This is a genomic window from Bradyrhizobium sp. USDA 3311, assembly GCF_054062495.1.
Window position 1 is genome coordinate 3705835 of sequence record NZ_JBSSFI010000001.1, and the last position, 21963, is coordinate 3727797.

Consider the following 21963-nt stretch of genomic DNA (forward strand, 5'->3'; position numbering starts at 1 on the left):
AAGTGCCCATTCACATTATTGACAGGCGCCTGAATCCAGGCGGCAAGAGTCTTGAGAACCGCCAGCGGTTCTTGCGTCGGGCCAAATCCCTGGTGCAGGGCGCCGTCAAGAAGACCTCGCAGGAACGCGACATCAAGGACGTCCTGGAGGGTGGTGAGGTCACGATCCCGCTCGACGGGATGCATGAGCCGCGTTTTCCGCCGCGAAGGCGGAACGCGCGACATGGTGTTGCCCGGAAACAAGAAGTTCGTCGAGGGCGACTATCTGCAGCGTTCCGGCCAGGGCAGCGCCAAGGATTCCGGTCCCGGCGAAGGCGACAGCGAGGACGCCTTCCGCTTCGTGCTGAGCCGCGACGAATTCGTCGATCTCTTCCTCGACGACCTCGAGCTGCCGGATCTTGCCAAGCGCAAGATCGCGCAGACCGAGAGCGAGGGCATCCAGCGCGCCGGCTACACCACGTCGGGCTCGCCCGCCAACATCTCGGTGAGCCGGACGGTGAAGCTCGCGCTCGCCCGCCGCATCGCGCTCAAGCGTCCCCGCAAGGACGAGATCGAAGAGCTCGAAGCCGCAATCGCCGCATGCACGGACGAGGACGAGCGTGTGGTGCTTCTCGCCGAGCTGGAAAAGCTGATGGCGAAGACGAAGCGGATTCCGTTCATCGATCCGCTCGACATCCGCTACCGCCGCTTCGAGACGGTGCCGAAGCCGGTCGCGCAGGCCGTGATGTTCTGCCTGATGGACGTCTCCGGCTCGATGTCCGAGCACATGAAGGATCTCGCCAAACGCTTCTACATGCTGCTCTACGTGTTCCTGAAGCGCCGCTACAAGCACGTCGAGATCGTCTTCATCCGCCACACCGACCGCGCCGAGGAGGTGGACGAGCAGACCTTCTTCTACGGCCCGGCCTCCGGCGGCACGCTGGTCTCCAGCGCGCTCCAGGCGATGCACGACATCGTGCGCGAGCGCTTCAATCCGTCGGACTGGAATATCTACGCAGCGCAGGCCTCCGACGGCGACAACTCCTATTCCGACGGCGAGCTCACTGGGCTTCTGCTGACCGACAAGATCCTGCCGGTCTGCCAGTTCTTTGCCTATCTCGAGGTCGGCGAGTCCGGCGGCAGCGCCTTCGATCTCTCCGACTCCTCGCTCTGGACCCTCTATGAGCGCCTGCGCAACAGCGGCGCACCGCTCTCGATGCGCAAGGTCAGCGAGCGCAGCGAGATCTTCCCGGTGTTCCACGACCTGTTCCAGCGCCGCGAAACCTCTCAGGAGAAAGCCGCTCCATGACGGAAAGATTGTTCGAAGGCGCGGATTGGGACTTCCACACCTTGCAGCGCATCACCGATGCCTGTGAGGAGGTGGCGAAGAACGATCTCGGGCTCGACGTCTATCCGAACCAGATCGAGGTCATCACCGCCGAGCAGATGCTGGATGCCTACTCGTCGGTCGGCATGCCCCTGTTCTACAAGCACTGGTCCTTCGGCAAGCACTTCGCCTACCACGAGGCCTCCTACCGCAAGGGCCTGATGGGCCTCGCCTATGAGATCGTGATCAACTCCTCGCCCTGCATCTCCTATCTGATGGAGGAGAATACGGCGACGATGCAGACGCTGGTGATCGCGCACGCCGCCTTCGGCCACAATCACTTCTTCAAGAACAACTATCTGTTCAAGCAGTGGACCGACGCCGACGGCATTCTGGACTATCTCGATTTCGCCAAGAACTACGTCATGCAGTGCGAGGAGCGCTACGGCCGCGCCGAGGTCGAGCGTACGCTCGATGCAGCGCACGCGCTGATGTCGCACGGCATCGACCGCTACCCGGGCAAGAAGAAGCTCGACCTGCGCGCCGAGGAGAAGCGGGCAGGGCGTCGCCGCCAGCACGAGGAGGAGGTCTTCAACGACCTCTGGCGCACCGTGCCGGCGGGCAAGAGCAAGAGCCGTTCCGCGCTCAGCGTCGAGCGGCGCCGCAAGCTGCTCGGCCTGCCGCAGGAGAACCTGCTCTACTTCCTGGAAAAGAGCGCGCCGCGGCTGGCGCCCTGGCAGCGCGAATTGCTGCGCATCGTCCGCCACATCGCGCAATATTTCTATCCGCAGAGCCAGACCAAGGTGATGAACGAGGGGACGGCGACCTACGTCCACTATCGCATCATGACCAAGCTGCACCAGCAGGGCCGCATCACCGACGGCAACTTCCTCGAATTCCTGGGATCGCACACCAACGTGGTGTTCCAGCCCGAATTCGACGATCCGCGCTTCTCCGGCTTCAATCCCTACGCGCTCGGCTTCGCCATGATGCAGGACATCGAGCGCATCGTCACCAGCCCGTCGGACGAGGACCGCGAGTGGTTCCCTGACATCGCCGGCAAGAACGACGTGATGGGCGTGCTGCGCGACGTCTGGGCCAACTACCGCGACGAGAGCTTCATCGGCCAGTTCCTGAGCCCGAAGCTGATGCGGCAGCTCCGCATGTTCCATCTGCACGACGACCCCGAGGAGCGTGCCGGCATCCGCGTCGATGCCATTCACGACGAGCGTGGCTTCCGCCGCGTCCGGCGCGAGCTGGCGCGGCAGCACGATGTCGGCTACATCGACGCCAATATCGAGGTGGTCGACGTCGATCTCTCCGGCGACCGCCGGCTGATCCTGCATCACCACGTCATCAAGGGCGCACAGCTCAACGAGACCGACGCCAAGCGGGTGCTCCAGCATCTGGCGGACCTCTGGACCTACGACGTCGCGCTGATCGAGGTCGATGCCAACGACAAGGTCCTGCGTGAATATGTCGTGAGCCCGCGCCCGATCCCGGCGGCGGTGGCCTGAGGCGCCGGCAACTTCTGGCGCTTGACGATGAGTCCCTACTAGTGCGCCGACGAAGGTGCGTTCCCTCCCCCCTTGTGGGGGAGGGAACGGAGAGAGCGTTGCCTTGCCCTGGCCAGACTCGATTTGACCTCAGCTCATCACGCTTTCGTCTTCGCTGGCTTCTTCTTCACCTTGGACGCGTTCAGGGCCACGGCTGCGCGGATCAGCGCCTTCAGCGCTTTCTCGTTGATTTTCTCGCCTTCGCGAATATCGATCGCGCGCCGCACATTGCCGTCGAGGCTGGAATTGAACAGGCCGGCCGGGTCATCGAGCGCCGCACCCTTTGCAAAGGTCAGCTTCACGACGGCCTTGTAGGTTTCGCCGGTGCAGATGATGCCGTCGTGCTCCCACACGGGAACGCCGCGCCACTTCCATTCCTCGACCACGTCAGGGTCGGCGTCCTTGATCAGGGCGCGAATCCGCCCGAGCATCTCGCCGCGCCAGTCGCCGAGCTCCTTGATCCTGCCGTCGATCAACTTGGACGCCGACGCTCCGTCCGCGTCCTTCGGGCTGCTTGTCTTCATCGCGGCGGCCTTCTTCATGACCTCGCCTCGCGCTGCACGCCGCTGCGCCGGTCAAGATAGGGCAGCGCAAACAGATACAGCCCGGTCGCGAGCAGCGGGATCAGCGGGACGAGCGCCAGGAAACCGATCCACACGGCCTGGATCTGCATGGTCATCGCGACGATGTTCGCGATGACGGCGATCGTGAAGGCGATGGACAGCCAGCGATGGATTTGTCGAATGTTCAACGAGACCTCCTTTGCAATGGTCGGAATGGATGTACGCCGCCGGCTCAATCCGGTCGCGCCAGCAGCTCGTCCAGCTTGGTGAGAAACTGCTTCCAGCCGGCATGCGCGCCGCCATAGGCCTGCTTCTGCGTCGGGCTGAAGCCCGCCTGCTCGACGCGCAGATGCGTGCCCGCATTCGTCGGTGTCAGCGTGAAGGTGACGACGCTTCGCAAGTCGAACGCCGCGTCCTCATGCGCGAAATTCCAGGTGTAGGCGAGCGTCTTCTGCGGCTCGATGGTGAGCACCTCGCAGTCCAGCACGCCGCCCCATTCGCCGCGAAGATTGAAGCGATGGCCGACTGACGGCTTGAAGTCGTTCTTCATCAGCCATTCCTCGATCAGGTGCGGCTGTGTCAGCGCGCGCCAGATCCGCTCGGCCGGAAAGGCAAATTCGCGCTCGATGACGACGGCGCGGGTCTCGCTTGAGGTTTCGGTCATTGGTCCATCCTCTTCAGGAGATCGTCGAGTGCGTCGAGCCGGTTCTGCCAGAACCCGGCCATCTGGCTGGTCCAGTCGAGCAGCGGATTGAGCGCACCGGGCTGGGCGCTGTAATGGGTCTGGCGTCCTTCATGGCGGTCGCGCACGAGGCCGGCCTGCTTCAGCGCGCCGAGATGTTTCGAGACCGCCGGCTGGGAAACGCCCGACCGTGCCGTCAGTGCCCCGACCGTCTGCTCGCCCTCGCGGCACAACCGCTCGAAGATCGCCCGCCGGGTCGGATCGGCGAGCGTCCTGAACAGGAGGTCGGGGGCGGTGGACATGCAAATTCCATAACCATTCAGTTATGGATCAATTCATAACCGCAGGGTTATGGGTAAGTCAAGCGTGTTTGGGGCTATTGGATTTCGATACCGGCCGCAGGCTCCGCTGCACCTCTCCCGCTTGCGGGAGAGGTCGGCGCAAAGCGCCGGGTGAGGGGTTCTCTCCTCTTGGGGGTTCTCGATCGCGGAGACACCCTCTCCCGAGCCCTCCCCCGCGAGCGGGGGAGGGAGCGCACCTTTTTCGTGGCAACAGCAGTGCTCTAAGGCCGCAGATAGAGATATCCCTGCGACTGGAGCTCGGCCAGGCGGACCACGCCGCCTTTCTCCGCGCTGACGAAGCCCGGCAGCAGATCCGTCAGCGTGACGTTCTGCGCCTTCATCGTGTTGCCGCAGGCCGCGAGCTCGACGCCGTCCTTGGAGAACTCGCCGACGCGCTTGCTGACATCGGGGTTGGCCTGCGCCGAGTGAAACGCCTTCAGCGCCGGCCCGTGGATCACCAGCGCGATCGTGACGTGCTCGGGGCCGCCGACGCCGTCGATGTGGTTCTGGATGTTGCCGAGCACGAAATTGACCTTCTCGGCGTCGCTGAGGTGATAGACGACCTTGAGCCTGTTCGACGGCGGAGCCTCGGTCGCGGCCTGTGCGCGGGAGGCGCCGAGCGCCGCACCTAGCGCTGAAACGGCGCTCCACAGGATGTTCCGGCGGTTCATGGCGATCTCCCTCGGCTACGCCCGAATTTGCCGGACACATATCACTTGTGGCGGAGCGCGGCGAGTTCCTTGCGGTCGGTCACCAGCGAGGCGCACTCGCCATTGTCGGTGCGGTCGAGGCGGAAAATCTTGTCGTCGGCGCCGGCGACCAGCGATTGCTCGGCCTCGTCATCCGGCTTGTTGTTCTGCCAGACCCTGACCTGTTCGAGCCGGATGATGGCGGACCTGTTGTCCTTGGACAGCGCCACTTCGATGCCGCCGCCTTCGCAGTCGACCCCGCAGCCCATGCGGACTTCGTCGCCCTCCGTGAGAAGCACCGCGTGGCTGCCGCATGACCCGCTGGAGTCGAAATCGCCGCTGCGATGGCGATAGCGGAAGCCCAGGCGGAAGGAATTGTGGAGTTGCTTGTCCTCCTTGTCGGTTTCCGCGGAGATCAGCAGCTTCATCGACGCGACCTTCTGCTTGGGATGCCGCGCCAGATGCTCGGCATCGTAGCGGCGGACGAAGCAGGCATAGGCCTTGTCACCCGGCGCTCCCGCATAGATTCGGGCCGTGAAGGCGTCGGCTTCGGCCTTTGTGGTTTCCCGGACTTTATCGGCCTCATCGGCGTGGGCGAGGCCGGTGAATGCGGCAAGGACAAGCGGCAGGAGGAGGGCAAGCTTCATGGTCGCACCGAACGCGTGAGCCGTTGACGGCCCGCGGCGGGACGGTCAGGGCCGATTGGCCGTTAGTCGCGGGCGGAAAGCGTTGCGTTCAAGCGTTCCTGGCCGCACGCCTCGCGGGCAGCCTCGCGCAAGGTTCCCGCTGTAACAATTTGGAAGGAGGGGGGTTGGTAAGCCCCTGGTTGTTGCAGATGACTGGTGGCGGTCAAAATGTCCATAAGTCAGAACTTGCCCAACCTTGCGATCGGCTATTCCCTTGCGCGGCTGTTCAAGTTGCTGGGAGCCAGCCTGCTGGCGACGCTGCTGTGCGGCGCGCTCGCATTCAGCTGGCACTATGGCAAGGACATCGCCACGATCCAGATCGCGCTCAGCTATTTCGGCATCGTGTTTTTCGGCCTGACCACCTGCAAGACGCTCTCGACATTGATCTCCGCCAGGGAGCCGGTCCTCTTCATCACCCGTATCGGCATTCGCGACACCAGGATCGCCGATGACACCATCTCGTGGAGATCGGTGAGGGACATATCGATCTTTCGGTATCGCAGCCAGAAGATCGTCGTTCTTCAGGTCGATCCTCTTCTTGCCGGGCGGTTCGAAGGCGGCTTTCTGAAGCGCGTCTTGTCGCTGCTGAACAAGCCCATTGGCGCGGACGGCGTGCTCGTCACGGGCGGCCTGACCATGGACGGCGAAACGCTGTTCGAGACCTGCAAGCAATACTGGACGGCCGGCCGGTTGGCATATTCGGGTCGCGCCGCAGCTGAGCCCGAGCCTGTCCATTGAAGCCCGATGTGTCTTGGCTGAACCAGTGGCGGACTCCGTCGCCCTGAGTGAGAAGCACCGCGTGGCTGCCGCACGACCCGCTGGAGTCGAAATCGTCGCTGCGATGGCGATAGCGGAAGCCCAGGCGGGCCGTTAGTCGCAGGGTAAGCGCGGCGCGTTCACGTTCGCTCCTCCCAGACATCGTCATCACTGGACCGACATGAGATGGATGTTCCGAGCGGTGCTTTAGTCGCTGGTTGGACCGGAAGGGTTCAAGGTCGTCGCTCCCTGGAACTCGATGTCGCGAGTCCTTCGACATTGTCCCAGTTTGTCAATGTGATAGCCTTCACAGACGATTGCTTCTCGAAATCGTAGGGTGGGGCGGCCTTTGTAAGTTTGTGGAGTCCCCGCGCAATGGGCGAAATTCGCAACTTCAGATCCGGGAATCAGAACGAGCCGCCTTCGCACGGCGCCATGCCTCGTCGTCTCGCAGCAATCATTGTCGGTGACATCGCTTCCTACAGCCGCTTGATGCAGGCCGACGAGGAAGGCACGCATGTCCGCGTCAAGCGGATTGAGCGGGACCTCATCGAGCCCAGTATCGTCGAGCACCATGGAAGCCTGGTGAAGACGACGGGCGACGGCTTCATCGCTATCTTCGATAGCCCTGTTGAGGCCGTTCGCTGCAGCATCGTCATCCAGCAGAATCTCATCGGCCGCAATGCCTCGCTTCCGAAGCACTCCCGGATCGAGTACCGAATTGGCGTCAATCTCGGCGATGTCATCATCGAGCCGGACGACGTTTACGGCGATGGCGTCAACATCGCCACGCGTATCGAGGGCATTGCCGAGCCCGGTCAGGTCTACATCTCGGGCGCGATCTACGAGCAGATCAAGCACAAGGTGGTGTGCGGCTACGAGGCCCTTGGCGACCGCAAGGTGAAGAACATCACCGACCCCGTACGCATCTATCGCGTCCTGCCCGACGCAGATGCCGTCGGCGGGACGCGAGGCCGGCGCGAGAATACTTTGATCTTTCTCCTCAGCTTGACGTTGCTGGTCAGCGCAGCCGGCGTGCTCTGGTATCTTCTGGCGCAGCCGCCCGGCAAGGGAAGCGAGCAGGCCGCCACGCCGACTGCCTCTCCGGTCGCATCTCCTGTCCAGCAGCCTCCGGCGCGCGAATCGGCCGTGCCGACGCCGCAACCGTCGCCCTCGTTGGCTTCACCTGCGCCGCCGGCACCGACGCCGACGCCCAGCCAATCGCCGACGCCCGCCAGCGAGCCGGACATGACCGCCATTCGCGGCGGTAGCTTCACGATGGGAAGCAACGACGATCCGACCGAACGCCCTGTTCACCAGGTCGCGATCAAGCCATTCTCGATCGGCAAATACCCTGTGACGGTGCGGGAGTGGAATGAATGCGCCGCCGCAAAGGCGTGTGGCTTTACGGCGATCGGGAAGGACGACGCCCCCGTCACGAATGTAAGCTGGACCGATGCCCAGCAATATGCGGCCTGGCTGGCGCAGGCGACGAAGAAGCCGTACCGGCTTCCGAGCGAAGCGGAATGGGAATATGCGGCGCGCGGCGGAACGCAGAGCAAATATTGGTGGGGCGACAAGCTCCAGCCGGGCATGGCCGGGTGCAAGGATTGCGGTGACGCAGCCGCCGAGCAGCCGTCGAAGGTCGGCAGCTTCAAACCCAATCCATTTGGACTCTACGATATGGGCGGCGGCGTCGATCAGTGGGTCGCCGATTGCTGGCACAGGACTTATCAAGGCGCGCCCAATGACGGTTCGGCATGGAGCGGTGGGGACTGCAGTTCGCACGTCCTGCGCTCGGGCTCCTGGAAGAACGATTCGAGATACGTGCGGCCGTCCAACCGCGACGGTTACGATACCAATGTTCGTTACCCGACGCATGGATTCCGCGTCGCGCTCGGTCCTTGAGTGCAGGAGTAGATCCGATGCAAATCCTTCGCTGCGTTGCGCTGTCGGCGGTGCTCACATTGCTCCCGGGCGTGGCCTTCTCGCAGGGTAAGGCTGCTCCAAAGGACGCAAAGGTTTATTTCATCACCCCGTATGACGGGCAAAGGGTGCGCGCCGGTTTCCTGGTCCGGTTCGGCTTGCGCAACATGGGCGTGACGCATGCCGGCGACGACTACCAGAACGCCGGCCATCATCATTTGCTGGTCGACGTCAGCGACCCCATCGATCCGAAGGAGCCGATCCCGCAGGACAAGTCGCATCTGCATTTCGGGGCAGGGCAGACCGAAACATTTCTCGAGCTTCCGCCCGGGACCCATACCCTTCAACTGGTGCTGGGCGACGCGAAGCACTATCCGTTCGAGCCGCCTGTCGTGTCGGACAAGATCACCGTGCGCGTCAGGCCGCTGCCTCAGCGCGGCAGATGATCACCGCAGGCTGGCGTTGAACTTGTCCAGCGCCGCCGAGCCCGGGCACAGCGTGTCCGCTTCCAGCGTATTGAGCGGCGTCTCGACCGTGTTGAGATGCGCGTGCAGGTCTTCCGCGTCGGGATCGACATAGAGCAGGCCGGTGACGATCTGGCCCTTGGCGGCGTGCTTCGCGAGGAAGGTCTGGGCGCCGAGCCGGTCATGCGGATCGTAGTCCGCGTCGATCTTGCGCAGCGCGATCTTGCTGCCGTCATGCTGCTCGACCAATTGCACCGTGCCCGGCGCGTAGTCCACGGCGATCGGATCGCGGCCGACCAGCACGTCGAGCCGGTTCACCGCGTCGTTGTGCTCGCGGACATAGTCAAAGCTCTTGGTCGAGCCGGCATGGTTGTTGAAGGCGATGCAGGGGCTGATGACGTCGATGAAGGACGCGCCCTTGTGGCGGATCGCGGCCGCGATCAGCGGCACGAGCTGGGTCTTGTCGCCGGAGAACGAGCGCGCCACGAAGGTTGCGCCCAGTTGCAGCGCGATCGCCACGAGGTCGATGGCGTTGTCGGTGTTGGTCACGCCCTTCTTGGACTTCGAGCCGCGGTCGGCGGTCGCCGAGAACTGGCCCTTGGTGAGGCCGTAGACGCCGTTGTTCTCGACGATATAGGTCATGTTGACGGCGCGCCGGATCGAATGCGCGAACTGGCCGAAGCCGATCGAGGCGGAATCGCCGTCGCCGGACACGCCGAGATAGATCAGGTCGCGATTGGCGAGGTTGGCCCCGGTCAGCACGCTGGGCATGCGGCCGTGCACGGAGTTGAAGCCGTGCGAATTGCCGAGGAAATAGTCCGGCGTCTTCGACGAGCAGCCGATGCCGGAGATCTTCGCCACCCGGTGCGGCTCGATCGACAGCTCATAGCAGGCCTCGATGATCGAGGCCGTGATCGAATCGTGGCCGCAGCCGGCGCACAGCGTCGAGATCTTGCCCTCGTAGTCGCGATGGGTGTAGCCGAGCTCGTTCTTCTTGAGGCCCGGATGATGGAATTTCGGCTTGGCAATATAGGTCATGATACGGCCTTGCGGAGCGGGGTCACCTTGAGTTGATCCTGGTGATCGCCAATGGCTTTTGCGATGAAACGGGCGGTGATTGGTGAGCCGTCGTAATGCACGATCGGCACGAGGCGGACGGGATCGATGCCGTTCTCGTTGACGATGAGCTGGCGGAGCTGGCTGTCGCGGTTCTGCTCGACCACGTAGACGAAATCGTGCTCAGCGAGGAAGCTCGCCACGCTCGAGTGGAACGGGAAGGCACGGATGCGCAGGCGATCAAGCTGATGCCCGCGTGCCTCGAGCAATCCGATCGCCTCGTCCATCGCGGGGGAGGTGGACCCGAAATAGATCACGCCATATTTGGTCGGCCGTTCCGCATTGGCCTGCAGCGGCCGCGGCACGAGGTCCTGCGCGGTCTCGAACTTGCGCACCAGGCGCTGCATGTTGTCGGCGTAGACCGGGCCCTCCTCGGAGTAGCGCGCATAGCGATCCCGGGACGTACCGCGGGTAAAATAGGAGCCCTTGGTCGGATGCGTGCCGGGATAGGTGCGGTAGGGGATGCCGTCGCCGTCGACGTCGAGATAGCGGCCGAAGTCGCGGCCTTCCTCCAGCATCTCCGCGGTCATGATCTTGCCGCGGTCATACTGCCGCGCATCGTCCCACTTCAGCGGGCGGCAGAGGCGGTGGTTCATGCCGATGTCGAGGTCGAGCATCAGGAAGATCGTGGTCTGCAGCCGCTCGGCGAGATCGAAGGCGGCGGCTGCGAACTCGAACGCCTCCGCCGGATCTTCCGGGAACAGCAGCACATGCTTGGTGTCGCCGTGCGAAGCATAGGCGCAGGCGATGATGTCGCATTGCTGGGTGCGGGTCGGCATGCCCGTCGAAGGCCCGGCGCGCTGGATGTTCATGATCACGGCCGGGATCTCGGCAAAATATGAAAGGCCGATGAACTCGGTCATCAGCGAGATGCCGGGGCCGGAGGTCGCGGTGAAGGCGCGGGCGCCGTTCCAGGAGGCGCCGATCACGATGCCGATCGAGGCAAGCTCGTCCTCGCCCTGCACGATGGCGTATTTCGCCTTGCCGGTCTCAGGGGCGTGCCGGTACTTCTTGCAATGGGCGGTGAAGGCTTCCGCCACCGACGAGGACGGCGTGATCGGATACCACGCGCACACCGTGGCGCCGCCATAGACCGCGCCGAGCGCGGCGGCGCTGTTGCCCTCGATGAAGATGCGGTCGCCCACCTTGTCGGACTTCTTCACCCGCAGCCCGATCGGGCATTTCAGGTTCTGCAAGGCCCAGTCGCGGCCGAGATGCAGCGCGTGGACGTTGGAGGAGAGCAGCTTCTCCTTGCCCTTGTACTGCTCGCCGATCAGCTGCTCGATCAGCTTCGCGTCCATGTCGAGCAGCGCCGAGAGCGCGCCGAGATAGATGATGTTCTTGAACAGCTGGCGCTGGCGCGGATCGGTGTAGGTCGAGTTGGTGATCGCGGTGAGCGGCACGCCGATCACGGTGATGTCGTCGCGGAATTTCGTCGACGGCATCGGCTTGGTGGAATCGTAGAACAGATAGCCGCCGGGCTCGATACCGGCGACGTCCTTGTCCCAGGTCTGCGGGTTCATCGCCACCATCATGTCGACGCCGCCGCGGGCGCCGAGATGGCCGTCCTCCGTCACCCGCACCTCGTACCAGGTCGGCAGGCCCTGGATGTTGGAGGGGAAGATGTTGCGCGGGGAGACCGGCACGCCATGGCGCAGGATCGCGCGCGCGAACATCTCGTTGGCGCTGGCCGAGCCCGATCCGTTGACGTTGGCGAAGCGGACGACGAAGTCGTTTACGCTGCTGATCGGCTTTTTGTCGGACATGCTGAACCTGCGTGAGTCATTTCGATCAAATATTTCTGCATGTCCCAGGCTCCGGTGGGACAACGCTCGGCACACAGCCCGCAATGCAGGCAGACATCCTCGTCCTTCACCATCACGCGTCCGGTCTTGAGATCGGAGGACACGTAAAGATCCTGGTCGGGGTGCAGCGACGGCGCCTTCAGTCGCTGGCGCAGATCGGGTTCCTCGCCATTCTCCGTGAAGGTGATGCAGTCCATCGGGCAGATGTCGACGCAGGCGTCGCACTCGATGCAGAGCGAGGTCGAGAACACCGTCTGCACGTCGCAGTTCAGGCAGCGATGGGCTTCGCCGAGCGCGAGCTTGACGTCGTAGCCGAGCTCGACCTCGGTGCGGATGTCCTTCAGCGCGATCACCTTGTCGCGATGCGGCACCTTGAAGCGCTTGTCGACGGAGATGTCGTTGTCATAGCTCCATTCGTGGATGCCCATCTTCTGCGAGGAGACGTGCACCTCCGGCAGCGGCCGCTCGGTGATGTCCTCGCCCGACAGCAGTCTGTGGATCGACAGCGCGGCGTCATGGCCCTGCGCCACCGCCCAGATGATGTTCTTCGGGCCGAAAGCGGCATCGCCGCCGAAGAACACCTTGGGGTTGGTCGAGACGAAGGTCTTGGGGTCGACCTGCGGCATATTCCACTTGTCGAACGCGATGCCGCAGTCGCGCTCGATCCAGGGGAAGGCGTTCTCCTGGCCGACCGCGACCAGCACGTCGTCGCAGGGAATGGTCTGCTCGGGGTCGCCCGAAGGCACCAGGTTGCGGCGGCCTTTGGCGTCGTATTCGGCTTTGACATGCTGGAAGGTGACGCCGATGAGCTTGCCGGCGACATGCTTGAATGCCACCGGCACCATGTAGTTGAGGATCGGAATATCCTCGTGGATCGCGTCTTCCTTCTCCCACGGCGAGGCCTTCATCTCCTCAAAGCCGGAGCGCACGATCACCGTGACTTTCTCGCCGCCGAGGCGGCGCGCGGTGCGGCAGCAATCCATCGCGGTGTTGCCGCCGCCGAGCACGATCACGCGCTTGCCGATCTTGTCGGTGTGACCGAACGAAACGGAGGACAGCCAGTCGATGCCGATATGGATATTGGCGGCGGCCTCCTTGCGGCCGGGAATGTCGAGCTCGCGGCCGCGCGGCGCGCCGGAGCCGACGAAGATCGCGTCGTACTTCTCCGTGAGCAGCGCCTTCATGCTCTCGATGCGGTGACCGCCTTTGAACTCGACGCCGAGATTGAGGATGTAGCCGGTCTCCTCGTCGATCACGGAATTGGGCAGCCGGAACTTCGGGATCTGCGAGCGCATCATGCCGCCGGCTTCCGGATCGGCATCGAACACGGTGCAGTGATAGCCGAGCGGCGCCAGATCGCGCGCCACCGTCAGCGAGGCCGGACCGCCGCCGACCAGCGCGACGCGCTTGCCGTTCTTCGGCGAAGGGCGCGGCAGGCGCTGCGTGATGTCGTCCTTGAAGTCGGCTGCGACGCGCTTGAGGCGGCAGATTGCGACCGGTGTTTCCTCGACGCGTCCGCGGCGGCACGCCGGCTCGCAGGGACGATCGCAGGTGCGTCCCAGAATGCCGGGAAACACGTTCGATTTCCAATTGATCATGTAGGCGTCGCTGTAACGACCTTGGGCGATCAGTCGGATGTATTCGGGAACCGGGGTGTGTGCAGGACAGGCCCACTGACAGTCGACCACTTTGTGAAAGTAGTCGGGGGCCGCGATATCGGTCGGTTTCATTCCTACCCTGTCCGCGCAGGCCCAAAGACCCGGCGGCCTCTTCTGAGCTTGGCGAACGCTTAACGCGCGTCGATCTGGTTTCTGAATGACGTCATTGGGTTAGCTTATTAGAACTCTTCCGAAGTACAACGGCAAATTTGGGGGATCACCCGCTTTCATGGGAGCTGCGCGTGCACAGCATTAACGGCTGCGCGCAGCAATGCGGCGGTGCAATATGTTGCGGTGCATGGAGTCGCGTCAGCGGTGCGCGATGTCGCTCTTCGCGAGGTCCCACATCAGCGCGTAGGTGCCGACGGAGACGGGAAGCGGGAAGGGCGATGCGGCGGGGCCGGTGAAGCGTTCGGCAATGACAGCCGAGACCGCGCCGACATGCGTGCCGTCGATCAGCACGAACCAGTCGCGTGCACCTTCGTTGCGCACTGCCGGAATCCCGGGCGCTGCGCCCGACAATTCCGGCTCGCTCTCGAGCAGATGCATCGAGATGATGCCGTCGCGCTTTTCCGGCGCCAGCCTTTCTTGCAGCGCATCACGCCATGGCGCGGCGTTGCCGGGCGTCGGCCGCAGCCGCACCACGCCGAGCGCAGCTCCGCGTCCGCTGCCGTTGCTGATGGTGACGCGCGCGACGACGCGCAGCATGTCCTTGAAACGCGCCATGGTCTGCCGCGACCAGTCGGTCGGGCTCGCGAGCCGCGCCCGGTAGGCGGGGCTGTCGAGCACGTCGAGCGTCGCGGTCGAATAGAGGCAGAGATATTTGGGATTGGCGGCGTGCGCGACATAGCGCCGCGCTTCCAGGAATCCCTCGATCGCGACACGCTCTTCCAGATGCTCGCGATCGTACCAGCGGTTGAAATCGGCCTCATCGGCCGCGTCGATATTCATCGACGTCAGCAGCATGCCTTTCCCGGCGAGCGGCATTTTTCTTGTCCTCTCATCGCGCGGACTTCGAGGCAAGGTCCGCGATCGACTTCATGACCGCGTCCCTCACGCCGGTATCATAGAGCGAATGCCCGGCTTCTTCCACGATGCGAAGCTCGGAACCCGGCCAGACTTTCGCGAGCGCATGCGCTGTCTCGGGCGGGCACAGCAGGTCGTAGCGGCCCTGGATGATGATGCCGGGAATGCCGGCGAGCCTCCCTGCATTCTGCAGCAGCTGGTTCTCGGTCATGAAGCTGTCGTTGACGAAGTAGTGCGCTTCCATGAACGGCGTCGCGGGCAACGCGCGCCAGACGTTCAGCGAGGCGAGGTCGAGCCGCGTCCGTGCGGGCTTGTGCTCGGACAAGATGCGCTCGGTATCGTGCCAGGCCCGCGCCGCCGGTCCATGCACGGCCGGATCGGCATCGAGGATGCGGCGCCAATAGGCGTCCACCGGCCGGTCCCGCTCCTCGGGCGGCAGCACGCTGAGAAAATCCTCGTGCAGCCCGGGATAGAAATGCGGCAGGCGCACGGTGAAGCCGGTGACGACTTCCGCCCGCGTGCCCAGGAAGGTCGCGCGCAGCGCGATGCCGGAGACGCGCTCGGGATGCGCCTGCGCATACGCCAGCGCCAGCGTCGCGCCCCAGGAGCCGCCAACCACGATCCAGCGTTCGAAGCCGAATTTCTCGCGGATCTTCTCCATGTCCGCGATCAGATGCGCCGTGGTGTTGTGCTCGCGCGAGCCCTTCGGCCGGCTGCGGCCGCAGCCGCGCTGGTCGAACAGCACGGCATGGAGGCGCTCAGGATCAAACAGCCGGCGATGATCGGGCTGGCAGCCGCTGCCGGGCCCGCCATGCAGGTAGATCGCAGGGATTCCGCCGGCGCGGCCGACGCTCTCGACATAGAGCTCAAAGCCGTCGCCGACGTCGAGCATGTCGGAGGTCAGCGGCGCAAAGGGATCGGCACGCCTGAGTGAGCTGGCCGCGTCGGCGTCAGGCGTCATTCTCGGGTTCCAGGGTGCCGCCGGCGAAGTTGCGGTAGAGGAAGCGGTTGGTCTCGCCCTCGGCCTCGCGCTCGGCCTGCTTGAAGATGGTCTCGTGCAGCGGCGACAGCGCACAGGCCGGATCGGTGTTGGCGGCATCGCCCGTCAGCGCGAAGGCCTGGCAGCGGCAGCCGCCGAAATCGATCTCGCGGAATTCGCAGGATTTGCACGGCTCCTTCATCCAGCCGGTGCCGCGATAGCGGTTGAAGGCCTCGGAGTTCTGCCAGATCCAGGCGATCGAGTGGTTGGAGCGCACGGATTCGAAGTCGAGCCCGGTGATGCTCTCGGCGGCATGGCAGGGCAGCACCTTGCCGGCCGGCGAGATGTTGAAGAACTGCCGGCCCCAGCCGCCCATGCACTTCTTCGGCCGCAGCGCGTAATAGTCCGGCACGACGTAGTCGATCGAAAGCCGGCCCTTCAGCCGTTCCCGCGCTTCCTCGACGAGGCGGGTGCATTCGTCGAGCTGCGCCACCGTCGGCATCAAGGCGGCGCGGTTCTTCAGCGCCCAGCCGTAATATTGCACGTTGGCGACCTCGAGCCGGTCGGCGTCGAGATCGATCGACATCTGGATGATGTCGGGGAGCTGGTGCAGGTTCTGCCGGTGCATCACCGCATTCACGGTGAGCGGCAGGTCGAGCTCGCGCGTCCACTTCGCGACTTCGAGCTTCTTGCGGTGCGCGTTCCGGTAGCCGGCGACGCGATCGGCAAGGCCCTCCTCGACGCCCTGGAAGCTGATCTGCACGTGGCACAGCCCGGCCTCCGCCAGCTCGCTCAGCCGCTCGCGCGTCAGCAGCACGGCCGAGGTGATGAGGTTGGTGTAGAGGCCGACGTCGCTGGCATGCTTCACCAGCTCGACGAGATCCTTCCGCGCCGTCGGCTCGCCGCCTGAGAAATGCACCTGGAGCACGCCGATCTCGGCGAGCTCGCTCAACACCTTCTTCCATTCCTCGGTCGTCAGTTCCTTGCCCGAGCGGTCGAGCTCGACCGGGTTGGAGCAATAGGGACATTGCAGCGGACAGCGATGCGTGATCTCGAGCAGCACGGCGAGCGGAATGCCGAAGGTCTCCGCCGTCGAGCGCTGCTTCTCCAGCACCGCGAGGCTGTCACTTGTCCCGGGCGGGATTTTGGGATTACCGAGCACATCGCTCATGACGTCTTCTCCCGGGCCTCGGTGAGGAAGCCCTTGTCGGCGAGATCCTGGAGCATGGCGACGACATCGGTGAGGATCGCCTCGCGCGGCGCGGCGTATTTCGCCGCCAGCTGGTCGGAAACGTCGCCGACGCTGCGCTCGCCATTGCAGAGCTGCAGGACCTCGACCGCGATCTCGTCCGGTGCCAGCACGCGCTCCGGCGCCAGGATCACCCACACTTTGCGCGTCTCGTCGTATTTCAGCTTGGCATGCCGCGGCAGCACGGGGCGGCTCGCCTCGCTGACGCTGATATGACGCGGCCCGGCCATGACAGTTCCTCTTCAGCTCGCCTTTTTAGTTTTCTTTGGGCACGAACGCGCCCGGCGGAATGTGGCCCTCGACATAGGCGTGCTGGAGCGCATCCAGCTGCACCCACAGCACGTTGGTCTTGAAGATCAGCGCATTGCACACGGAGGCACGCTCCTCCGGCGTCCTCGCATGCGTCCTGACATATTCGAGCGCGAAATTGGCATCGCGCGGCGCCTGCGTGAGGCGGCGCTTGAAGTAGCTCATGATATCAGGATTGACGAAATCATAATGCTGCAACATGCCGGCGATGCGCTCCTCGTGGATGCTTGGCGCGAACAGTTCCGTGAGCGAGGAGGCGATCGCCTCCAGCGGGCTCTTCTCGCGGCAGTAGTGGACATAGGCCTCCACCGCGAAGCGCGTAGCGGGGAGAATGCCTTCGGTCGATTCCACGTAAGCCGTGTCGAGGCCGAGACCTTCGGTCAGCTTCAGCCAGCGCTCGATGCCGCCTTCGGAGCCGACATCGCCGTCATGGTCCTCGATGCGGTGGCGCCATTCCAGGCGCGTGGCGCGGTCGCGGAAGCGCGAGATCACCACCGCGTCCTTGATCGGGATCGTGCTCTGGTAATAGTAGCGGTTCAGCGCCCAGGCCTGCACCTGGCCCTTGTTCAGCTTGCCGCCGTGCAGCAGCTTATGGAACGGATGCAGGCTGTGATAGCGCGTCGCGCCGATATGGCGCAGCGCCGCTTCCAGCTCCTCGGCCGAGTTGAGCTTGATGTCCTTGCCGATCGAGAGCGCGGTTATTCCAGTCAGTGATGCGGCATTCACAGCACGATCTCCGTTCCATCCGCGGGTATCTGCCAGCCCGCCTGCTCGGCCGCTTTCCGCTCGGGTGAAGCGGGCAGCAGCGCCGGGTTCGAGTTATTGATATGCAGAAACAGCTTCCTGTCGATATCGAGATCGGCGAGCCGCGCGATCGCGCCGTCCTCGCCGGACATGGCGACATGCCCCATGCTCTTGCCGGTCTTGTGGCCGAGCCCGGCTTTGATCATCTCGTCGTCCTGCCAGACCGTGCCGTCGAAGAACACCAGCGCGGCGCCGTCGATCTCGGCCTTGAGCGCGTCGGTCACTTCGGCGCAGGCGGCGATGAAGTAGAAGCACTTGCCGGTCGTCTTGTCGGTGACCTTGAGGCCCAGCGTATCGCCGTCGCCGGTCTCGCCGCCCGGATGCGCCTTGCCTTCCAGGTACCAGGCCGATTTGCCGGGGACCGCGAACGGCAACACCTCGATTCCAGACCGCACACCGTCAACCAGCCGCGGCTCGAACGGCTCGCGGATGGCGATCGGCTGGCGCCGCACGTTCTTCTCGTTCAGCACGTTGAAGATGCTGTTGGCGCTGAGGATCGCCAGCACCTTCTCATGCGCATAGACCGTGAAGGGCGAGCCCTCGCGCATCGACAGCAGGCCTGCCACGGCATCGACCTCGCCATTGGTCAGGATCACGCCCGCGACCGGCGTATGACGCAGCGCGCCCGGCTTGGGGTGCAGTTGCGGCGTGGCATTCAATTGCTGGCGCAGATCGGGGGAGGCGTTGATCAGGAACCAATGCTCGCCGTCGCCGCTGAAGGCGACCGAGGCCTGGGTTCGCAAGAGCTCATCGCCGATGGCACGGGCCGTGCGGCAACCTTCGCAGCCACAATTCCATTGCGGCACTCCGCCGCCGGCCCCGGCGCCCAGGACGACGACGCGAAGCATGATCCGTCTCCTGGAGGCAACGTCGCGAGGTGGATCTCAGGCCGACACGAAATCTATCTTCCGGAAATGCATCGTGACCGGAAGACATCGTAGCCGAGAGTGCCCGACCGAAAGAACCACCTGCGCAGAACGCAAACTCACCAACCGCTTACTTGCGGGTGGCGCTCACATACATGTTGATTTCCATGCCGCAGGGCACTTCGACGATCTTCGGGGCTTTCCAGGCCATTTGGCTCTCCATTTTCGTGAATTCGGACGCATCCGCCCACGGGTTAAATTACTGCGGGTGGAAAAGTTCGCCAGTGAAATTTTCCCGACCTAAGTAGTAGGCTGGCGGAATTGTTGCACTGCAAAGAGAGCGTATTGCGGCCGTAAAGTTGAGCGAATGACATAAGAAAAATTACCGATAGGTCGTGATCCCTGTCGGGATAAAACCAGTTGTGAGTATGGAACGGCTTCCAATCGGCTACAGGCGACCCAATCTGGACCTCGGTGATGCCCAAATATTTCTTCAACACCCGCATCGGCGATGAATTGATCGTGGATCCCGAGGGCGAGGATCTGCGCAATCCCGATCGCGCCTGGGAGGTCGCCCGCCAGATGATCCTGGAGGTCCTGAGATCGGAAGGGACCCAGCCGGCGCTGCTGGAGGCGGTGATCGAGGTCACCGATGTCGACGGCGAAGTCGTGCTGGAGTTTCCCTTCACCGAAGCGCTGCTGGACATGCCGGATCAGTCCGCGACGAGGCATTAGAGAGGTCCGCCGCTCTCTCCACGTCATTGCGAGGAGCGCGCGACAAAATTGTGAAGCAATTTTGCGCTGATGCGACGAAGCAATCCAGACCGGTTCCGCGGAGACAGTCTGGATTGCTTCGCTGCGCTCACAATGCCGAAAGATGCCGCAATCCGAGCCCTTCGCCCCTGCGAAATCCGCATGGCTTTACCGCGTTCCCGGCGCTAAAAGACGCCGGTTACACGGAGCAAGCCATGCAAGATCTCTGGCGCCTGTCGGCTGCCGACCTCGCCACCCTCGTCAAGGCCAAAAAGGTGTCCGCCAGGGAGGCGGCCAAGGCGGGCCTCGCCCGTCTGGACGCCGTCAATCCCCAGCTCAACGCCGTGATCGACCACCGGCCGGAGGACGTGCTCAAGCAGGCCGACGCCGTCGATGCCGCAATTGGCCGGGGCGAGGACCCCGGCGTGCTGGCCGGCGTCCCCGTCACCATCAAGGCCAATGTCGACCAGGAGGGCTTTGCCACCACCAACGGCTTAAAACTCCAGCGCGACCTGATCGCGCGGGAAGACAATCCGGTGGTCGCCAACTTTCGGAAGGCGGGCGCCATCCTGCTCGGCCGGACCAATTGCCCGGCCTTCTCCTATCGCTGGTTCACCACCAACCTGGTCCATGGCGACACCAAGAACCCCCGCGATGCCTCGCTGACGCCGGGCGGCTCCTCCGGCGGCGCCGGCTCGGCGGTCGCGGCCGGCATCGGCCACATCGCCCATGGCACCGACATCGCCGGCTCGATCCGCTATCCCGCCTATGCCTGCGGCGTGCATGGCCTGCGGCCGACCCTGGGCCGCATCCCCGCCTTCAATCCGGCGCTGCCGGAACGCCCGATCGGCCCGCAGATCATGGCGGTGTCGGGACCCCTGGCGCGCACCGTCAACGACATCAGGATCTCGCTCGCGGCCATGTCCGCCCGCGACATCCGCGACCCCTGGTATGTGCCGGCGCCGCTGGAAGGCCCCGCGCGGCCGAAGCGCGCCGCGCTCTGCCTCAACCCGGACGGCCTTGCGACCACGCCGGAGGTGAAGGCGGCGGTGACCGATGCCGGCAAGCGCCTCGAGCGTGCCGGGTGGACCGTTGACGTGATCGAGAACACGCCGCCGATGCGCGAGGCGGTCGAGTGGCAGATCAAGCTTTGGCTCGGCGACGGCTATGAGGCGCAGCTCGAGATGGCAGAGCGCGAAGGCGATCCCGGTGCGCTGGCGTGCCTGCGCGGCAACCGCAGCAGGGTGACGCCGATGGACCAGGCGAATTACGCGAAGGCATTGACCCGCCGCGCCACGCTGACCCGCGACTGGATGCTGTTCTTCGAAAAATATGCGGTGCTGCTGACGCCGGTGTCCGGCGAATTGCCGTTCCCGGATCATCTCGACCGCAAGGACGACGAATCCTTCAAGCGGGTCTGGGAGGCGCAGCTGCCCCAGATCGCGATTCCCTTCATGGGCCTGCCGGGCCTCGTGGTTTCCACCGGCCTCGTCGGCAAGGCGCCGGTCGGCGTGCATATCGTGTCCGGCCGCTACCGCGAGGATCTGTGCCTGCTTGCCGGCGAAGCGATCGAGGCGGGCGGCGTGCCGCCGTCGCCGATCGATCCCGTGGGTTAGCGATGTCGGCGATTTACGACTTCAAGGCCAACTCGCTGCTCGGCGAGGAAGTGCCCATGCGCCGGTTCGAAGGGCAGGTGCTCCTGATCGTCAACACCGCGAGCAAATGCGGCTTCACGCCGCAATATCGCGGCCTTGAGGATCTCTACCGCGATCTCTCGCCGCGCGGCTTCGCGGTGCTCGGCTTTCCCTGCAACCAGTTCGGCGCGCAGGAGCCGGGGCAGGCGAGCGAGATCCAGGAATTCTGCTCGACCAATTACGACGTCACCTTTCCCCTGTTCGAGAAGATCGACGTCAACGGCGCCAACGCGCATCCCTTGTATGAGTATCTGAAACGCCAGCAATCCGGGCTCCTCGGCGCCTCCATCAAATGGAATTTCACCAAATTCCTGGTGGACCGTGCCGGCCGGGTGATCGCGCGCTACGCGCCGACCGCGCGGCCCGAAGGATTGCGGCAGCAAATCGAGACCCTGTTATGAGCGAGACAATCATGAGCGACGAATTTCCGGACCGCCTGTCGGTCGATCCGAACAGCCCCTATTACAACGCGGACATCCTGGCGCGCGACGTCGGCATCCGCTTCAAGGGCATCGAGAAGACCAATGTCGAGGAGTACTGCATCAGCGAAGGCTGGGTCCGCGTCACCGCCGGCAACGCCAAGGACCGCCACGGCAACCCGCTGACCATCAAGGTGCACGGGCCGGTCGAGCCGTATTTCAGGGATAAGAAGTAACATGCGTCATTCCGGGGCTCGCGAAGCGAGAACCCGGAATCTCGAGATTCCGGGTTCGATGCTGCGCATCGCCCCGGAATG

General features: G+C 64.1%; 24 protein-coding genes and 1 pseudogene. 9 read left to right on the plus strand and 16 right to left on the minus strand.

The window, feature by feature from the left end; genetic code table 11:
• The first annotated feature begins 2 nt into the window (after positions 1 to 2).
• Together ACVWW6_RS17585 and ACVWW6_RS17590 are read left to right on the plus strand one after the other, a co-directional pair.
• A pseudogene (locus tag ACVWW6_RS17585) lies at positions 3 to 1287 on the plus strand (YeaH/YhbH family protein).
• Positions 1284 to 2822, plus strand: coding sequence for a SpoVR family protein (locus ACVWW6_RS17590; protein WP_011089493.1), 1539 nt, complete (start codon positions 1284 to 1286; stop codon positions 2820 to 2822). The pseudogene ACVWW6_RS17585 and the gene ACVWW6_RS17590 overlap by 4 nt, the downstream one beginning before the upstream one ends.
• A gap of 137 nt (positions 2823 to 2959) precedes the next feature.
• Here the strand turns inward: ACVWW6_RS17590 and ACVWW6_RS17595 are convergent, their stop codons facing one another.
• From ACVWW6_RS17595 to ACVWW6_RS17620, 6 genes are all read right to left on the minus strand, one after another.
• Positions 2960 to 3403 carry a DUF1801 domain-containing protein gene (locus ACVWW6_RS17595; protein ID WP_011089492.1) on the minus strand — a complete coding sequence of 148 codons (444 nt, stop codon included), beginning with the start codon at positions 3401 to 3403 and terminating at the stop codon, positions 2960 to 2962.
• Positions 3400 to 3612, minus strand: a complete 213-nt coding sequence (locus ACVWW6_RS17600) for a hypothetical protein (protein ID WP_082755416.1) — start codon at positions 3610 to 3612, stop codon at positions 3400 to 3402. Before ACVWW6_RS17600 ends, ACVWW6_RS17595 begins: the two co-directional genes overlap by 4 nt.
• 44 nt (positions 3613 to 3656) lie before the next feature.
• The gene (locus ACVWW6_RS17605) at positions 3657 to 4088 is read right to left on the minus strand and encodes an SRPBCC family protein (RefSeq protein ID WP_011089490.1); all 432 of its coding nucleotides are present in this window, start codon (positions 4086 to 4088) and stop codon (positions 3657 to 3659) included.
• Positions 4085 to 4408: an ArsR/SmtB family transcription factor gene (locus ACVWW6_RS17610; RefSeq protein WP_011089489.1), complete on the minus strand. Its 324-nt coding sequence runs from the start codon at positions 4406 to 4408 to the stop codon at positions 4085 to 4087. Before ACVWW6_RS17610 ends, ACVWW6_RS17605 begins: the two co-directional genes overlap by 4 nt.
• Positions 4409 to 4668: 260 nt before the next feature.
• Positions 4669 to 5118: a DsrE family protein gene (locus ACVWW6_RS17615; protein WP_028174550.1), complete on the minus strand. Its 450-nt coding sequence runs from the start codon at positions 5116 to 5118 to the stop codon at positions 4669 to 4671.
• A gap of 41 nt (positions 5119 to 5159) precedes the next feature.
• Positions 5160 to 5783, minus strand: coding sequence for a hypothetical protein (locus tag ACVWW6_RS17620; RefSeq protein ID WP_028174551.1), 624 nt, complete (start codon positions 5781 to 5783; stop codon positions 5160 to 5162).
• 207 nt (positions 5784 to 5990) lie between these two features.
• Here ACVWW6_RS17620 and ACVWW6_RS17625 point away from each other — a divergent pair, with 207 nt between their 5' ends.
• The 3 genes from ACVWW6_RS17625 to ACVWW6_RS17635 all read left to right on the plus strand — a co-directional run bounded on the left by ACVWW6_RS17625 (position 5991) and on the right by ACVWW6_RS17635 (position 8950).
• Complete coding sequence (locus tag ACVWW6_RS17625) at positions 5991 to 6560, plus strand: STM3941 family protein (protein WP_028174552.1); 570 nt, start codon at positions 5991 to 5993, stop codon at positions 6558 to 6560.
• A gap of 393 nt (positions 6561 to 6953) precedes the next feature.
• Complete coding sequence (locus tag ACVWW6_RS17630) at positions 6954 to 8486, plus strand: SUMF1/EgtB/PvdO family nonheme iron enzyme (RefSeq protein ID WP_011089485.1); 1533 nt, start codon at positions 6954 to 6956, stop codon at positions 8484 to 8486.
• Between the two features lie 17 nt (positions 8487 to 8503).
• On the plus strand, positions 8504 to 8950 hold the full coding sequence (locus tag ACVWW6_RS17635) for a DUF4399 domain-containing protein (RefSeq protein ID WP_028174554.1): 447 nt from the start codon (positions 8504 to 8506) through the stop codon (positions 8948 to 8950).
• Here the strand turns inward: ACVWW6_RS17635 and ACVWW6_RS17640 are convergent, their stop codons facing one another.
• The 10 genes from ACVWW6_RS17640 to pqqA form a co-directional block, all read right to left on the minus strand.
• Complete coding sequence (locus ACVWW6_RS17640; protein WP_011089483.1) at positions 8951 to 10006, minus strand: 2-oxoacid:ferredoxin oxidoreductase subunit beta; 1056 nt, start codon at positions 10004 to 10006, stop codon at positions 8951 to 8953.
• Positions 10003 to 11850, minus strand: coding sequence for a 2-oxoacid:acceptor oxidoreductase subunit alpha (locus ACVWW6_RS17645; RefSeq protein WP_456681135.1), 1848 nt, complete (start codon positions 11848 to 11850; stop codon positions 10003 to 10005). Before ACVWW6_RS17645 ends, ACVWW6_RS17640 begins: the two co-directional genes overlap by 4 nt.
• Positions 11820 to 13619: an FAD-dependent oxidoreductase gene (locus tag ACVWW6_RS17650; protein WP_011089481.1), complete on the minus strand. Its 1800-nt coding sequence runs from the start codon at positions 13617 to 13619 to the stop codon at positions 11820 to 11822. The genes ACVWW6_RS17645 and ACVWW6_RS17650 overlap by 31 nt, the downstream gene beginning before the upstream one ends.
• A 237-nt stretch (positions 13620 to 13856) precedes the next feature.
• Positions 13857 to 14534 (minus strand): DUF4286 family protein, encoded by a 678-nt coding sequence (locus ACVWW6_RS17655; RefSeq protein ID WP_028174557.1) that lies wholly within the window; start codon positions 14532 to 14534, stop codon positions 13857 to 13859.
• Positions 14535 to 14547: 13 nt separating this feature from the next.
• Positions 14548 to 15534 carry a prolyl aminopeptidase gene (gene pip / locus ACVWW6_RS17660; RefSeq protein WP_456681136.1) on the minus strand — a complete coding sequence of 329 codons (987 nt, stop codon included), beginning with the start codon at positions 15532 to 15534 and terminating at the stop codon, positions 14548 to 14550.
• Entirely contained in the window at positions 15524 to 16723 is a 1200-nt protein-coding gene (gene pqqE / locus ACVWW6_RS17665; RefSeq protein ID WP_456681137.1) for a pyrroloquinoline quinone biosynthesis protein PqqE, read from the minus strand. Before pqqE ends, pip begins: the two co-directional genes overlap by 11 nt.
• Positions 16720 to 17031, minus strand: a complete 312-nt coding sequence (pqqD, locus tag ACVWW6_RS17670) for a pyrroloquinoline quinone biosynthesis peptide chaperone PqqD (RefSeq protein WP_060908679.1) — start codon at positions 17029 to 17031, stop codon at positions 16720 to 16722. The genes pqqE and pqqD overlap by 4 nt, the downstream gene beginning before the upstream one ends.
• A 25-nt stretch (positions 17032 to 17056) precedes the next feature.
• Positions 17057 to 17836 carry a pyrroloquinoline-quinone synthase PqqC gene (pqqC, locus tag ACVWW6_RS17675; RefSeq protein ID WP_011089476.1) on the minus strand — a complete coding sequence of 260 codons (780 nt, stop codon included), beginning with the start codon at positions 17834 to 17836 and terminating at the stop codon, positions 17057 to 17059.
• Positions 17833 to 18762, minus strand: coding sequence for a pyrroloquinoline quinone biosynthesis protein PqqB (gene pqqB / locus ACVWW6_RS17680; RefSeq protein WP_456681138.1), 930 nt, complete (start codon positions 18760 to 18762; stop codon positions 17833 to 17835). The genes pqqC and pqqB overlap by 4 nt, the downstream gene beginning before the upstream one ends.
• A 148-nt stretch (positions 18763 to 18910) precedes the next feature.
• Positions 18911 to 18991, minus strand: coding sequence for a pyrroloquinoline quinone precursor peptide PqqA (pqqA, locus tag ACVWW6_RS17685; RefSeq protein WP_007595659.1), 81 nt, complete (start codon positions 18989 to 18991; stop codon positions 18911 to 18913).
• Between the two features lie 266 nt (positions 18992 to 19257).
• Between pqqA and ACVWW6_RS17690 the strand changes: the two genes are divergently transcribed.
• The 4 genes from ACVWW6_RS17690 (at position 19258) to ACVWW6_RS17705 (ending at position 21882) form a co-directional block, all read left to right on the plus strand.
• The gene (locus ACVWW6_RS17690; protein ID WP_028174561.1) at positions 19258 to 19515 is read left to right on the plus strand and encodes a DUF6894 family protein; all 258 of its coding nucleotides are present in this window, start codon (positions 19258 to 19260) and stop codon (positions 19513 to 19515) included.
• 233 nt (positions 19516 to 19748) lie between these two features.
• The gene (locus ACVWW6_RS17695) at positions 19749 to 21149 is read left to right on the plus strand and encodes an amidase family protein (protein WP_404521256.1); all 1401 of its coding nucleotides are present in this window, start codon (positions 19749 to 19751) and stop codon (positions 21147 to 21149) included.
• 2 nt (positions 21150 to 21151) lie between these two features.
• Complete coding sequence (locus ACVWW6_RS17700; protein ID WP_011089471.1) at positions 21152 to 21628, plus strand: glutathione peroxidase; 477 nt, start codon at positions 21152 to 21154, stop codon at positions 21626 to 21628.
• Positions 21625 to 21882 carry a DUF3297 family protein gene (locus ACVWW6_RS17705; RefSeq protein WP_011089470.1) on the plus strand — a complete coding sequence of 86 codons (258 nt, stop codon included), beginning with the start codon at positions 21625 to 21627 and terminating at the stop codon, positions 21880 to 21882. Before ACVWW6_RS17700 ends, ACVWW6_RS17705 begins: the two co-directional genes overlap by 4 nt.
• Positions 21883 to 21963: the final 81 nt, after the last annotated feature.